Source organism: Alkalihalobacillus sp. MEB130, from assembly GCF_032335535.1.
Lineage (GTDB): Bacteria > Bacillota > Bacilli > Bacillales > Bacillaceae_D > Halalkalibacter.
In genome coordinates, this window is the sequence record NZ_JAOANA010000007.1 from 75287 (window position 1) to 88663 (window position 13377).

At 39.1% G+C, this 13377-nt stretch carries 17 protein-coding genes; 7 read left to right on the forward strand and 10 right to left on the reverse strand.

The window, feature by feature from the left end; translation table 11 throughout:
- Positions 1 to 96: 96 nt before the first annotated feature.
- The 4 genes from N0O92_RS08945 to N0O92_RS08960 all read right to left on the reverse strand — a co-directional run bounded on the left by N0O92_RS08945 (position 97) and on the right by N0O92_RS08960 (position 2738).
- A complete protein-coding gene (locus tag N0O92_RS08945; RefSeq protein ID WP_315614331.1) occupies positions 97 to 513 on the reverse strand; it encodes a DUF350 domain-containing protein in 417 nt (138 codons plus the stop codon).
- Entirely contained in the window at positions 504 to 1757 is a 1254-nt protein-coding gene (locus tag N0O92_RS08950) for a glutathionylspermidine synthase family protein (protein WP_315614332.1), read from the reverse strand. Before N0O92_RS08950 ends, N0O92_RS08945 begins: the two co-directional genes overlap by 10 nt.
- Positions 1747 to 2223 carry a hypothetical protein gene (locus tag N0O92_RS08955; RefSeq protein ID WP_315614333.1) on the reverse strand — a complete coding sequence of 159 codons (477 nt, stop codon included), beginning with the start codon at positions 2221 to 2223 and terminating at the stop codon, positions 1747 to 1749. The genes N0O92_RS08950 and N0O92_RS08955 overlap by 11 nt, the downstream gene beginning before the upstream one ends.
- A gap of 278 nt (positions 2224 to 2501) precedes the next feature.
- Positions 2502 to 2738 carry a DUF3953 domain-containing protein gene (locus tag N0O92_RS08960; RefSeq protein WP_315614334.1) on the reverse strand — a complete coding sequence of 79 codons (237 nt, stop codon included), beginning with the start codon at positions 2736 to 2738 and terminating at the stop codon, positions 2502 to 2504.
- Between the two features lie 229 nt (positions 2739 to 2967).
- Here N0O92_RS08960 and N0O92_RS08965 point away from each other — a divergent pair, with 229 nt between their 5' ends.
- Positions 2968 to 3354, forward strand: a complete 387-nt coding sequence (locus N0O92_RS08965; protein ID WP_315614335.1) for a hypothetical protein — start codon at positions 2968 to 2970, stop codon at positions 3352 to 3354.
- 245 nt (positions 3355 to 3599) lie between these two features.
- The gene (locus tag N0O92_RS08970; RefSeq protein WP_315614336.1) at positions 3600 to 3872 is read left to right on the forward strand and encodes a hypothetical protein; all 273 of its coding nucleotides are present in this window, start codon (positions 3600 to 3602) and stop codon (positions 3870 to 3872) included.
- Between the two features lie 540 nt (positions 3873 to 4412).
- On the opposite strand, the gene N0O92_RS08975 is transcribed toward N0O92_RS08970, so the two are convergent.
- The gene (locus N0O92_RS08975) at positions 4413 to 4655 is read right to left on the reverse strand and encodes a hypothetical protein (protein WP_315614337.1); all 243 of its coding nucleotides are present in this window, start codon (positions 4653 to 4655) and stop codon (positions 4413 to 4415) included.
- Between the two features lie 636 nt (positions 4656 to 5291).
- Here N0O92_RS08975 and N0O92_RS08980 point away from each other — a divergent pair.
- On the forward strand, positions 5292 to 5801 hold the full coding sequence (locus N0O92_RS08980) for a sigma-70 family RNA polymerase sigma factor (RefSeq protein WP_315614338.1): 510 nt from the start codon (positions 5292 to 5294) through the stop codon (positions 5799 to 5801).
- A gap of 72 nt (positions 5802 to 5873) precedes the next feature.
- Here the strand turns inward: N0O92_RS08980 and N0O92_RS08985 are convergent, their stop codons facing one another.
- The 3 genes from N0O92_RS08985 to N0O92_RS08995 all read right to left on the reverse strand — a co-directional run bounded on the left by N0O92_RS08985 (position 5874) and on the right by N0O92_RS08995 (position 8948).
- A complete protein-coding gene (locus N0O92_RS08985) occupies positions 5874 to 6110 on the reverse strand; it encodes a glutaredoxin family protein (RefSeq protein ID WP_315614339.1) in 237 nt (78 codons plus the stop codon).
- Positions 6111 to 6249: 139 nt separating this feature from the next.
- Entirely contained in the window at positions 6250 to 7719 is a 1470-nt protein-coding gene (locus N0O92_RS08990) for a YheC/YheD family endospore coat-associated protein (RefSeq protein ID WP_315614340.1), read from the reverse strand.
- A 95-nt stretch (positions 7720 to 7814) separates the two neighbouring features.
- Positions 7815 to 8948, reverse strand: coding sequence for a YheC/YheD family endospore coat-associated protein (locus tag N0O92_RS08995; RefSeq protein ID WP_315614341.1), 1134 nt, complete (start codon positions 8946 to 8948; stop codon positions 7815 to 7817).
- 216 nt (positions 8949 to 9164) lie between these two features.
- Here N0O92_RS08995 and N0O92_RS09000 point away from each other — a divergent pair, with 216 nt between their 5' ends.
- Entirely contained in the window at positions 9165 to 9425 is a 261-nt protein-coding gene (locus N0O92_RS09000) for a hypothetical protein (RefSeq protein WP_315614342.1), read from the forward strand.
- 237 nt (positions 9426 to 9662) lie between these two features.
- Complete coding sequence (locus tag N0O92_RS09005; RefSeq protein ID WP_315614343.1) at positions 9663 to 10403, forward strand: N-acetylmuramoyl-L-alanine amidase family protein; 741 nt, start codon at positions 9663 to 9665, stop codon at positions 10401 to 10403.
- Positions 10404 to 10487: 84 nt separating this feature from the next.
- Here N0O92_RS09005 and nagA read toward each other — a convergent pair whose 3' ends face one another.
- Both nagA and murQ read right to left on the reverse strand, forming a co-directional pair.
- Positions 10488 to 11651: an N-acetylglucosamine-6-phosphate deacetylase gene (gene nagA / locus N0O92_RS09010; RefSeq protein ID WP_315614344.1), complete on the reverse strand. Its 1164-nt coding sequence runs from the start codon at positions 11649 to 11651 to the stop codon at positions 10488 to 10490.
- Between the two features lie 89 nt (positions 11652 to 11740).
- A complete protein-coding gene (gene murQ, locus N0O92_RS09015; protein WP_315614345.1) occupies positions 11741 to 12466 on the reverse strand; it encodes an N-acetylmuramic acid 6-phosphate etherase in 726 nt (241 codons plus the stop codon).
- Positions 12467 to 12760: 294 nt separating this feature from the next.
- Between murQ and N0O92_RS09020 the strand changes: the two genes are divergently transcribed.
- The gene (locus tag N0O92_RS09020; protein WP_315614346.1) at positions 12761 to 13030 is read left to right on the forward strand and encodes a hypothetical protein; all 270 of its coding nucleotides are present in this window, start codon (positions 12761 to 12763) and stop codon (positions 13028 to 13030) included.
- Positions 13030 to 13311 carry a hypothetical protein gene (locus tag N0O92_RS09025; protein ID WP_315614347.1) on the forward strand — a complete coding sequence of 94 codons (282 nt, stop codon included), beginning with the start codon at positions 13030 to 13032 and terminating at the stop codon, positions 13309 to 13311. Before N0O92_RS09020 ends, N0O92_RS09025 begins: the two co-directional genes overlap by 1 nt.
- The last annotated feature ends 66 nt before the right edge of the window (positions 13312 to 13377 follow it).

Sequence of the window (13377 nt, forward strand, 5' to 3'; positions counted from 1 at the left end):
TGAGAAACCCACTCATAAAAGGCTTAAAACCATGGCAGCGGCTCCGCTCAATGCGTCGCTTTAACCAAAAAAGAAGTTCACTTTTTTGGTTAAAGCTTAATAACTAATCGCCGCCGCCACTATCATTCCGACTAACACCGATACTCCACCGAGTAGCAATCCGACGGCTACATTGCCTTTTTCTACTTCTTTGGCAAGGTTTGTGTTTCTTGTTAGCACATACTCGATGACAAGGTGCAGGACTATTTGAATGATGATCGCGATAAATGCCCAGATGGCTAGGTCTACTAGGTTGATCGAGTGGCGGATGGCTGATTGCAAAACAACCACAAGTCCGGCCATTTTTCCTAATAGTTTCAATGAAACAGCCGTGTTGCCGTTTTTGATTAGAGCTCGTTCTGAGTAAGGTGTGACGAGTTTGAAAATATACGTCCCGACTAGGAATAGCACAAGGGACACCGCTAAATAGATAATAAAATGATCAAAGGTTTGTAAATAAAACGTTAAGTCCATTCATTTGCTCCTTTCACTCCGCAAGGTAAAAAGTAAGATAAGTTATCCGTAATTTGCGCTCCGGCTCGGATGCCGAATGCACTTGGTTTTTCATTAACAACAAAACTCCCGATTAATAAATGGGCTTGAACGGTTCCAATTTCCGTCTGTACATCTGCACTAGGTAAGTCAACGTATTGTTGAAATACCTTCACATACTGAGCATACGACTTGGCTTTTTGCTGAAACAGCGTCTCGCCTTGACGTCTTACTTCAACCGTATCTCCTTCTCGGCCAAAGGCTGGCTTGGATACATATGTAACACCTGATGCAAGAAACGGTTCTTCATCTAAATAGGTCGGCAAAAAGTAGCGACTAATGACCTTATGTTCTTCTTCTGTAAATAAGGGATGGCGCTGCTCGTGCATCCCCCAGATTGCAGCCATAACGGCTTTGCTTTGCATCAGGAAGGCTGATACCGGGTTAAGCATTCCAACTTTTCGCCGCTCGACTAATCTCATAAATTCGATGCCAATCGGATACTCGTCATCCGTCACATCTTCTAGTAATGCCTCAAGTGGATACGTGTGCCGGTAAACCACGTCAATCCGCATGCCTTCTGAATCATACACGCCATCCCCTGCAACTACTTGCAGCATGGATAACGGTACAAAGCGCGCACCCTTTATTTGAGAAACATTCATCAAATACATCATCGTCTCACGGTCTTCAACGTCTTCTTCATGTGCCGTAAACACGACATAAGGATGATCGGTTACTCCGATTTGCCTAGCACAATGAAACACACTATTTCGAATCGATTTTCCTAAATAGTCATCTTCCCCTGCATTTGGATTCGTCATCCGAAACTCTTGACAAACATGACCATTTACGTCAAACAGTTCTCGAATAAACGTCGGCGTATCAGCATTAAATTCGAGTATTTTTAGTCCATCTTTCGTTTGCACAAAATCAAAGCGACCAATCACCGTTTCATAAGGTAGAAGTTGCATTCGTAAGAACTCTAGCGCTTTCCCGGGAAACCCTAAATCAATCAGCGTCTCATCTGAAGCCTGTCGTATAAGCCGAACCATTTTTTTATAAACGTTATACGCTTCTTTTGTTGCTGTTCGGATATCCGCTACGTCCGTATCAGACAACTCCAAACAATCATAAAGAGCGTACTCCATTCCATATAACCGGTCCCAAAACGTAGAGATTGTCTCGTAAAACTCATCGCGCTTGGCCGTATGATTATCCGCCAAAACTACCACCGCCACCCATGCCAGAGCGTGGATTGGTTGCTCGGTTTGGACTTCTTGTTTGATTTTGATCTTGACGAGGCTGACTGACATTTTGGTCAGGCTGGGTGCCTGTCGCGGGTTGCCTTACTTGGCCACCACCGCCCCCTCCAGCAGTCGCTCTCCCTGCAAGAAACGCTGCCATTGTCGGGAACCACATCCCACCGTAGTAATAGTGACCGTGATTTGCGCTTCCTTCCTCGATGCATTGGTAGCCTTCTGCTTCCTCATCCCACGTCCATGTATCACAATCCGCTTCATCCGGTGAAGGCGGGCCAGTTGTTGCATCTGGTTGGACCGTTTCTTCTGGTTCAACGGGAACATTGAGAAGTTCCTCTTGAAGCCCCGGTGAGCACCCTGTTAAACCAAAGAGCGCGACACTGGATCCAACAAGCCCTTTTAGCAATTTATCCGTTTTTGGTTTGTTCATGTTAACACCCCCTGTAGCTATTACGATTTTTCTTTTGTATTGGTTTCATGATCTCATTTAATTCTACCAGTATTTTGGCAATCTAGTTAGGTTTTTAACCAACATTGAATGGATGAAGGACACTTGCTCGTTTATTTAACCCTTGTTTGTCCTTCATTGGCTCTATGAAAGACATTTCTACATTCTTTCAACCTCGCTTTGTCTTTCATCGCCTTCATGAAAGACATTTCTTCATTCTTCCAACCTCGGTTTGTCCTTCATCGCCTTCATGCTCCCATTTATATCATTAAGAAACCCTCTACAGAAACATAAAGCACAAACAAAGAAGCACCGATACTCACATATCCCCAAAATCTCTTTTTAGTCTTCTGAAGTTCCATAATGCCTGTAATAAACATAGTTAGAGCTAAAATCAACATTAATAACGGCATAAACTCAAAGTTTTGAGTTATCATACTGAACCCTGCTAACATAACGACAATTATGGCTAATATTATTCTTATCGTTTTTAACATAGTTCCCCCCTGTATTCGTTCAATTACATTAATCATATCATTGTCTAGCCGTCTATGGAAAAACATGGTTACTCCTAATAATAAAAACACACCGTAATACTAGGGAATAAAATAGGTTATAGCTCCATTTTTTTCTAATTATTTTTATTCACCTACATAATCCAACACACTTCGCACAACGTTTGCCCTATGATAGCAGTATAAACTTAATGTAGCGGAGGTTACGGTCATGAAATCGCTGTTATACCCTAGCATGAATTTTCAAAAGCCAATGAACGCAGATGTTAGTATTGCAGAATTCAATGGCCAAGTGATCAAATCTAGTAAGAAAAAGGTTTCTGTTTATGATCTTAGCTCCGAAGGATTATCCTTTTCGACTAATCTTGATTTTCCCCTTTTAAAAGAGGTACCTCTCGTTTTAAAAGTCGAACTATTCTCACAATGCACTTTTACAGGTGAAGTGGCGATGAAAGAAGAGAAAGAGGATGGGCTCTTTTATTACAGGTTGAATGTTACAACATGTAGTCTGTTATTTTATAAAATGTTTGAGCATATGCGTAATACGCATCATGTGAAAATGCCAGTACCATATATAAACGCGTCTGCCACGGGCTAACTAATTCTGGTTGAGCTTACAACAAAATATGATCAGCTAGATAGCAGTCCAAATTAATCAGACTGCTTATTTTTCTATACAAAAACTCGAATCAAGTAATTACAGTTTCTTATCATGATACAATATAAATAATATTCTAAAGATCGTAAAAAACGCCTAGCTTTAGTTTAATTTTTAAATAAACATCAGAATACGGATGGAATTGTTTAACTAGTATTTGAGATAATTAAACTGAGGTGATAGAAATGAATACCTTAAGTGAACACGCTAAAAAAGAACTTTATCAAGCTCTCCAAGGAAGAGATTCCGGAAGTTTCGTCATAAATGAGAAACTATTTTCAATAGAAGTAGAAAATGATGAACTCGAATCATTCTCAAGTGAACATGATGATCTACCAAAAGAAATTGATGAATATCCTGAACTAAAAGCATCATTGTCAAGGTATTTAGACAACCCAGATATGAAAAGGTATTCTGGAAGTGAGTTGAAATCTAGACGCCATGGGCAAAGAAAATAGCAGTAGATATATTGTATTGTTCACAGAAGAATTTGAACTATCCTTAAATAGAATTCAACAAATAGAATTCAACAATTTTTTGCTGACCAAGGGGAAGAACCCTTATCTTGGTGGTATTCAAGAGAAGACGAAATAATTGATTACATTGAATTAACTCTCTCTAAAAACCCGTTTATTGGTCTAGCTGTTGAAAGCGGGAATTTTAAAGGTCTCCGTAGATTAACATATGGGAAGAGTAGGCATAAGATGTTGAACTATATTATTTATTATGCTGTTCATGAAAATGATGGCTATGTAGATATTATTAACATCTTACCTTCTAGAAGCAAACGTAAACGAGTTAATAAATAAAATATACTTTTGCTACCGGAGTTAAAGTAAGAAAAGTATGCTCATATTTTTCTTACTTGGAACCCATTTTGTTACCTTCATATGAAAAACCCCTATTACTTCCGTTTACCGGAATGCATTAGGGGTTTTCGTTCGTTCTATTTGTTTGTTGGTTGGGTTGATAATCGTCTTGATCCATGGTGGGTACCGTTACGAACACTTTGGCATTTGAGATTCACAAAGGCCCATCATTTCAGCTAGTAAGTCTTTTCCTGTTAGTTTCGTCCAAGGAATTTCAATCCCCTTACCTGGTGCTAACGCTTTGCCTCGGTACTCTTCGTTTTCATCTGCTGCAATGTAAATGTCCCAGCTCCAACGGTTTTTGTAATTTTTTTCACCAGTATGTTCGATCTCCGCTAAGTAATGGTTTTTCACTTTCAAGTTTTTCATCATATTGATTCGCTCCTTTTACTTGTTTTCTTATTTATTATAATAGTCTGAAAAAGGAGATTAGACAAGGGGGTTGTGAGATAATTTGACAATTAATTTGAAGGAAGCATTTTGACCTGTCAGATTTCCCTTTCTTTTTTTTACCCATCTTCGTGCATAATTTCCATTTTCTGAAGCACACTACCTGAAAAAGGGAGTGACAGTCATGAATCTTTTGTTCAGCAATGCTTATGCGATTATAAGTTCTTTTGATAAAAAGGGCTATCTCTTCGATAAAAGCATTAAGTGGATGGCTTTCTTTCAGAGCAACTCTTCATTTTCAAACTCATGTCACTGTTTAACTGCTGCGATTTATTTAGTATGAGGAAATTACAAACTAGATACGTTCATGAAAAAGTTCCTCCACATGCGGTCGTCTAGAGGGACTTTTTTGCGGTTTGCAAAAAAGGATGAATTCATCTTTTTTTTGTTCTTCTTCCCTTCTGTTTCTAGTAAATCATCTAATGTACTGTTAAAAAGCGGTTTGTGTGATGCGTCTCTTTATTAGAAATGGGCATGTGACGTAGCTTACTTCTATCCGCTATTTTGAACATACCGACGGAATTTACGAGAAAACGCGTTTTCGAAAAGGATGTTCATGTGTATAAAGAAGAGGAAACGTTTGATGTTGTGTTAGAAAACTATGAACCTATGATTAAGAAGCAAATGGTCTCTTTGCGTATTTATAAAGATTTTGATGAATTTCTCCAGCTTGGTCGCATTGCGCTTTGGGAAGCTTATGAGAGATTTGACCCTAGTAAAGGCAATTTTTCTACCTTTGCGATTTCAACGGTTCGCGGAAAGTTTATGACGTTGCTTACGAAAGAAACGAAGTATGCCGAGCGAAACGAAATAGCTGATGATGTGCGGTTCGCATATATACCAAGTGAGTGGGAGATGACTCCACTTGAACAAGAGATGCTAGATTCCTATACCGTTCACTTAACAGACCGGGAGAAAACGTGGGTTCATGAGGCGATCTTTTTGCAGAAACATACAAATGAAATTGCCGCTACCTATGGCGTCTCTCCTATATCCGTCCGCCAATGGAAGCAAAGTGCCCTTAAGAAAATGCGCCATCATTTGGGGTCAGACCCCTCGGCTGGTTAGTAACGCGGTGAAGTGTGAACGAGGGGTCTGACCCCTTTCATAAAAGTAGAGTGAGAGGGAATGCCTCTCCTCTTACTCTTCTAAGCTCTTCCATATTTGTCTTGCGTTAAATCCAACTACCCATTTATCACCAATTTTTAGTTGAGGTACTCCTTTTTGTCCTGTTGCTGTTACCATCTCCTGCATTGCTTCAGGAGCTTTGCTTACATTAACAACTTCATAGTCAATCCCATGCTTATCTAAATAGTTTTTCGCCATTACACAGTAATAACAACCATCCTTAGAATACACTGTAACGTTTTTTTTCATAGTGAGAATCTCCTTCTTTTTATTAATCTTCCTTTCTTACCCTTCATTCCTATACTAAAAAACTACTCTTCCGTTGATTCCCTTATAGACTCCGCGCCATTGATAAAGTTATTGTCTTTCCTGATTGCTTGAAAACTTTCTAAACATCAACGACTCTCTTTCCGATCACAACTTGATGATCTGATGCAAAAAAAGTTGGATGTTCATCCGTCTTTTCTCTTATCAGTTTATAATTCGTATTTTTGTTCATAGGTTGAATATCAGCTTTTCTCGCCTGTTGATTTAGATCATGTTCTTCTTTTCCTTCCATACCAAAGCCAGCTAAGGCACTTGCGTAAAGGAAAGGTTTCTTGATAATGTCGCTATATAGGTCGGTATCTCCCATTAAGGATAAACTCTTGTACCCATACCTCTTGTTCATTTCCAGTAACCAGACATGCTGATGATGATCTAAAATAAAATCAATGGCAATGTCCCCAAAACAACCATGTTGATCAAGAAGTTGACATGCATGCAGGCAAATGTTTATAACCTTTTGTTCTAGTTGCTCTATATCTTCTTGATCTAATTCAAAGAGCTCTCTCAATGCCTCTTTTCCATCCTGTAAATATTCAAGGTTTCGTAAGTTCGTAGTAACACTGCCTTGTTTAGCAAACCTAGCAATTAACCCAGAATACGTCCATTGCTTCGTTTCGTCTTTTTGCATGTACATTCGAAAGTCAACATGCCTTGATTCATGTACGAAAGGAACTCCTTGTTGAACCATATACTTATTTTTCTGATTGATCACATTTTGAATCAGTAGATTCTGACCTAGACTCTTCACCTTACTCATTTGATGGTCGCTTGTGGATAGTTGGTATGCATCACCATCATACGTAATCTGAATAATTCCCTTCCCTGCTGATCCATCTTTAGGCTTTATATAAATAGATTGATAAACATCTAACATAAAATACATATCATCTAGTGTATTTAACTCTTGTGTATAAGGAAGGTGGTTTCTTATGAACGCATCAGGCTCCAACCACTTCCACATATCCCATTTGTTAAAATAATTAGAGTTAAATATACAGCCATTCGTCCTTTCATATAGATGTTTATTAACCTCGAGTGGCACGGAAACTCTTCTAAAAATAGCCCCCGGGTAACGGAATGTTCCTTCTATCCATTGGGCTTTCTTTGTACCTGATTTAGGTTGAAAATAATAACCTTTGATCGTTTCATTATCCATATTAATTCCTGACACCGTACTAAGTAGGATTAACCCGTTTATTGGAACGTTCTGTTCAATCCGTTCTTTGACTTTATCCAAGCGTTGAATAAATCGCTCCGATATTAAATACAAAATAACTGGCCCCAAATTCACATGATGATTCTTCATGCTTATTTCATAGCATTGATCTGGAATGAACACTTCCTCTTTTAGATTTTCAGAAAGACCCATCGTATGATCAGGTAAGTTCTCTAAAAATCTGACAGAAAGTTCTCTATTCCAAGAACCAAACTGAAAGTTGATTCTTTCTACAGAATCAACTGTAGATTCCGAAAAACTTTTCGGGAAATAGATCGTGTCTACTTCCTCAGTTGGTATCCATCTTATATTCAAGACTAACCCTCCTCCTAATCAAGCCTCCCTTCTAACATATGAAAAAGTTATCAGGCCTAAATAGACTGATAGAGTAGGGTTTTCATCTTTTTATTTTATTGACCCTCCGCCTTTGCTAAAGTTATTGCGAAGTCCATCATTAATTTATTTGCTTGAACGTACATGCCACTTTCTCCTGCATCAACCGCCATGCGGTGACGTGGGTTTCGATGATTTATCTCGATGATCCATAGGTTTTTGTTTCTATCTATCGCTAAATCAAATCCTAAATTCCCCAGATTTCCATTCGGACCACCGTATCTTTCCATTTCTTTAGCTGCTTCTAAAGAAACATCAATCATTTTTTTTCTTAGCTCTATTGCTTCATTCCTTCGTATTGACAATACGTTTTGCAACGCAGAATTCCCATTTTTAACAACTCCCGTATTACTCACGATCTCCCCTTTTACTCCTTTTCTAGCAAGTAAGCCTACATCTCTCCACTCTCCTAATCCATTTTTTACTGTAATTAACCTAAAGTCGACCGGCCGATCTACAACATATAAATCAATTACTTGTTGAATAATATAGTTTCTCCGCTTACAAATCTTCCTAAAGTACTCCGTTAGTTCTTCATAATTGACGTACATTGATTGTGTTTTCTTCCTATCACGACTAACATCTAGTTTAAAGATTTCATCTTCCTTGGAAATTTTATAAATTCCCTTCCCGTAGCTTCCATTAATAGGCTTAATATATCCTTCTTTATATTGTTCTAAAAAATCAATAATGACTTTCGGTTCAGTAATGATTTGTGTTAATGGTAAATACTTGTTAAAATTCGGATTTTTCGAAAGCCATTGATACATGTCCCATTTACTAAAAGTGAAATTGTTAATCATGTTACAACCTACTGTATCCTCAAAATATTGAACCCATTTCCTCTTTAAAGAAATTCGATTAATGATGGCATCTGGTATAGAAAAGGTAGCCGGCTCCCACTTTCTCTCAGAGGCATTGTATAAATATCCATTAATGACCTGTCGTTCTCTGCTTATCCCTTTTAATGAAAAAACAACAACCACTCCGTCTTCACAGCAATCTGCCAAATCAAGTAAACCAGTAAGATACTTTTTTACCCGTTTATTAGAACGTGACACCAATAAACCTATCGTATATTTTTTTTGAACGACCGGTTTTTGACCATCTCGGCTTACATCTGTTTTCGGTAAATTATCTTTTTCCTCCAAAAGATCCTCTCTCCTTTTATTTCATTATGTTTGTAACTCATCTATCTTTTTTATAGTTTATGTTTCCTATAAAAAAAAGAATGGACAGATCAAACCTAGTAATTTGCCTTTTTTCTTCTCTTTCAATAGAAAAACGTTTCTTTTAGGTGATCAAACAAGCAATAAGTTTCTATAAACATATAGATAGAATTATCTTAAGAGAAAGGAGGAAAAGAGATGGGAAATAACAATAATAACGTTTGTCCTGACAGCTGTTGTACGGGCGATGAAATCCTATGTATCGGAATTCCCTGCCCAATTGATATTGTTCTTCTAGGGATTGAACTTCAAGTAGAGTTACCATGTGTAAGAGTAAGTTCACCTGGAGACCTTACTGAAGGTCAAGTTCAACAGTTACTTGGTGTCCTACAAGGAATTCTAGGAGCACTAGGAAATCTAGGTACAGTTGCAGACAGTGTTACTACAGAAGAAAACTAATCTAATTAGTAGCAGTCCCCCCAAAAAACCCTTGGCATCATGCCAAGGGCCCTTTTAGGTTAGTAGAATTGTGAGTTCTACAAGATTACCTTTCACTATAGTAATTAGTCCTTACTTTCGCTTATTATTTTTAAAATAATCATACGTGCATCACCTGCTACCGTGCATTGTATGTACCCATATGCCCGTACGCACAAAGACCCATTTGAATATGATCTCTATAGGAGGTGGTATTCCATGTTCAAGTTGTATTTAGATCCTGGACATGGTGGTTCTGATACAGGAGCTACCGGAAATGGGATGCAGGAAAAAGATATCGTTTTAGATATCGCGCTTATGATTCGCGACATGTTAGAGGACGAGTATGTCGATGTGGATGTTCGAATGAGTCGAACAACGGATACAGATGTTAGCTTAAGCGAACGCTCTAGTGATGCCAATTCATGGGGAGCAGATTACTTTCTATCCATTCATGTAAACGGAGCAGATGGTACGGCACAAGGGTACGAAGATTATATTCATGATAGTTTATCGGATTCATCACAGACTGCACAGTATCGTGACATCATGCATGAGGAGATTACACGCGTCAATGACCTCGATAACCGCGGGAAAATGAAAGCGAATTTCCACGTATTACGAGAAACGAGGATGTCTGCTCTGTTAACAGAGAATGGTTTTATTGACAACGATGAAGATGCCGAAAAGCTACGTGATCCTGATTGGCTCAGAACGGTGGCACGTGGCCATGTAAATGGTTTAGAACGTGCATTTAATTTACAGCGTTCCGATGATGCTAACGGCGGTCCCGATGAAGATGAAACGATAGACAACGGCAACGGAGCGTTGCACCGCGTCATCGTCGACGGCACACAAGAAGGAGCGTATCGTGTGAGAGAGAACGTTCTGCGTGCTGTAGATCGTCATTTAGGGGAAGCGGATGAGATTGTGATTGAGAGAGTGGATGAGTCGAGTTAACCGAAAATCAAACCAACTAAAAGTTTATATTTAATAGCGCTCTGTTCAATGAACAGAGCGCTTCCCACATCAGTATCTCCCTATTTAGAAATCCATTGCCTTATATGCCAGTCTCCCCTGACAAAATGTATATTGAATCGAAAGCTCTTGGTCTACCAATAAGAGATCCGCGTCTTTCCCAACCGCAATGCTACCTTTTCGATCTTCAACTCCTAGTTGCTTAGCTGGATTCGTACTCGCCATTCGAATCAGGTCCTCAATCGTTGCACCTGTAAAGTCACGCATATACGTAACAGCATCGATCATTTTCACAATGCTTCCGGCTAAGGTTCCATCCGGTAATGTGGCTTGTTTCAGATCAACCTCAACTAGTTGCCCACCTAAATCATACGTCCCCGGAGCGAGTCCTTTTGCTCGAATCGAATCTGTAATAAGCAGCAACCTCTCTGGTCCGATCGTTTTATAAATGAGCCTGATCATTTCTTTTGATACGTGGATGCCATCGACAATAATCTCTGCTTGAATGTCTTCAAGTAAGAATGCCGCCCCTACCACACCGATATCACGGTGATGGATTCCTGTCATAGCATTGCATAAATGAGTGGCTTGATTGACCCCTGCTTGAACAACCTCCTTCATTATCTCTATGCCTGCATTGGTATGCCCGGCTGATACATTTACCCCTGTACTAGCTAGATAGGTGATAAATGTGCGATCGACATCCTTCTCAGGGGCGATCGTAATCGTTTTAATGTGATTGCCTGAGAGTTGTTGCCACTTCTTAAATTGTTCTATGGACGGCTCGATCACATACTCTTTCGGCTGGGCACCTGCTTTGTCTTTTTCAATAAATGGCCCTTCTAGATGAACACCTAGCACTTCCGCTTGAGCTGGGTGGTTTTGAAACTGAGCTACATTTAGTAGAGCCTTTTCTATGTTTTCAGGTGATTGAGTGATGGTCGTTGCTAAAAAATTTGTCGTTCCTTCTGCCGGGAGCGCCTTCGCCATCGTTGTTAGTGCTTCTGGCGTCGCGTCCATCACATCGGCCCCATTCGCTCCGTGAATATGACTATCAATAAAGCCCGGAATTGCTAGCAGGCCATTTCCGTCTAGCACCTCTCCCGTAAAATCGCTAATTTGGAAGTCACTCATTGGTCCGATGGCTTCGATTTTTGTCCCGTTTACTAGAATGTACCCGTTTTTGATCCATCCGTTCTCTGTATAAATATCTACGTTTTTTAGAAGCATCGTTTTGGTTCACTCCTACTTCGTTCTTCTATTTAGTGAAAAAACTTACAGAGAGTTGTGCTCTACTGCAAGTCTTTTCGCTTTTTTCTTTAGTTTTCTAAGAGCTGCATCGCCTTTCGTAAATGACCTTTGCTCGTTGTAAGCACCGTTTGTGCTTCTTCACGGCTTAGTTGGTATTTGTTCATTAAGATAGCCATTTTGGGGTCTCCACCTGCCAGTTCAATAAATTGATTAGCTGTCTTCGTATCAACATTGGCAATTTCCCGGACAATAGCGTTTAATCTTTTTCGCAGTTTATCATTTGTCGCTTGAACATTAATCATTAAATCACCGTACACCTTGCCAAGTTTGATCATCGTTGTTGTTGAGATCATGTTTAATACCATTTTTTGAGCTGTTCCTGCTTTTAGTCGTGTTGATCCTTGAACAACTTCGGGACCGACATCTAATTCAATGGGACAATCAACATATGTACTGAGCGGGGCATTTCGTTTACAAGAAATCGCGACGGTGTACGCTCCTAGTTGTTTGGAGGCTTCCATCGCACCAATAACATAAGGAGTCGAACCGCTTGCAGCAATTCCAACTACAACATCGGCTTTCGTAATCATCTCTGTTATTTCTTTCGCTCCAGCTTCTGTATTATCCTCTGCATCCTCGATTGAATTTCGAAGTGCTTTGTCTCCCCCGGCAATCAAGCCAATTACAAGATCTTTTTCGACACCAAAAGTGGGCGGACATTCGGATGCATCAAGGACACCTAAACGACCACTCGTTCCGGCCCCAACGTAATATAGCTTACCACCTTTGTTCATGCGTTCCACAATTTGCTCAACGGCTGTTTCGAAGTGCCACACAAACTATAAACAGGGAGGGACCTTCGTTCGTTGATCGATCGACGATTCAACCTGTTCTCCTTCTTTCAGATCACCACGAATGCCATGTTCTGGACTATAGAGCTGTAAGTGTAATATCCGGATGCTCATATCAAAATGGAGCGAAAGCGAATGGGGTATTTTAGTTACCACAATAAGTATATTTAATTCGTAACATGTTTAATGGATATGATATTATAAGAAAAAGGATAACAACGGTGGTGATAAGATAGTATGGGGAAAATTCAATCTTCAGAAGAGCTTATGAAATATATTGAGAATATGAATAGTGATAACTCTGTATTACAGTTTTCTATTCCTGGCAAAGGAAAATTTACACTTGTTTTACAAGAAGATGATGATAAAAAATCTATACAATCTGAAGCTGAAGAAAATCCTGAACTTAAACGCATGTTAAAAGAAAGTGTGGAGCAGTATGAAAATGGTCGTGGTATGTCTACTTCAGAATTATTAAATTCGCTGTCTAAAAAGGATTTTATGTAATGCATGACCGAAATGTTATTTGGTCACCTACTGTTAAGGGAAAACTTACTCAGTTTAGGAGCGAAAAGTTCACACCTGAAGAGACTCTCGATTTTATATTTCAGTTTATCATCGAAACGGAAGATCTATTAAAGAATCGAATAATAGGACAAACGTACACTGAAGAATTCGGAAAATACAAAGGGATTACAAGGGTAGTTGTTAAAAGGTTTAGAGTATATTATAAATTGATTAACAATAATGTTGTTATATTAGCTGTTCTATTTCCAGGTGAAAATTAACTAAACAAATTATTTAAGATCCTATTAACAGATAGGGTCTTTTCAGATGCAAATTTTATATTTTGT

Excerpts from the sequence above, each read along its gene's own strand:
- N0O92_RS08945 (WP_315614331.1), bottom strand. The coding sequence starts at position 513 with ATGGACTTAACGTTTTATTTACAAACCTTTGATCATTTTATTATCTAT.
- N0O92_RS08955 (WP_315614333.1), bottom strand. The coding sequence starts at position 2,223 with ATGAACAAACCAAAAACGGATAAATTGCTAAAAGGGCTTGTTGGATCC.
- N0O92_RS08960 (WP_315614334.1), bottom strand. The coding sequence starts at position 2,738 with ATGTTAAAAACGATAAGAATAATATTAGCCATAATTGTCGTTATGTTA.
- N0O92_RS08965 (WP_315614335.1), top strand. The coding sequence starts at position 2,968 with ATGAAATCGCTGTTATACCCTAGCATGAATTTTCAAAAGCCAATGAAC.
- N0O92_RS08970 (WP_315614336.1), top strand. The coding sequence starts at position 3,600 with ATGAATACCTTAAGTGAACACGCTAAAAAAGAACTTTATCAAGCTCTC.
- N0O92_RS08975 (WP_315614337.1), bottom strand. The coding sequence starts at position 4,655 with ATGATGAAAAACTTGAAAGTGAAAAACCATTACTTAGCGGAGATCGAA.
- N0O92_RS08985 (WP_315614339.1), bottom strand. The coding sequence starts at position 6,110 with ATGAAAAAAAACGTTACAGTGTATTCTAAGGATGGTTGTTATTACTGT.
- N0O92_RS09000 (WP_315614342.1), top strand. The coding sequence starts at position 9,165 with ATGGGAAATAACAATAATAACGTTTGTCCTGACAGCTGTTGTACGGGC.
- N0O92_RS09005 (WP_315614343.1), top strand. The coding sequence starts at position 9,663 with ATGTTCAAGTTGTATTTAGATCCTGGACATGGTGGTTCTGATACAGGA.
- nagA (WP_315614344.1), bottom strand. The coding sequence starts at position 11,651 with ATGCTTCTAAAAAACGTAGATATTTATACAGAGAACGGATGGATCAAA.
- murQ (WP_315614345.1), bottom strand. The coding sequence starts at position 12,466 with ATGAACAAAGGTGGTAAGCTATATTACGTTGGGGCCGGAACGAGTGGT.
- N0O92_RS09020 (WP_315614346.1), top strand. The coding sequence starts at position 12,761 with ATGGGGAAAATTCAATCTTCAGAAGAGCTTATGAAATATATTGAGAAT.
- N0O92_RS09025 (WP_315614347.1), top strand. The coding sequence starts at position 13,030 with ATGCATGACCGAAATGTTATTTGGTCACCTACTGTTAAGGGAAAACTT.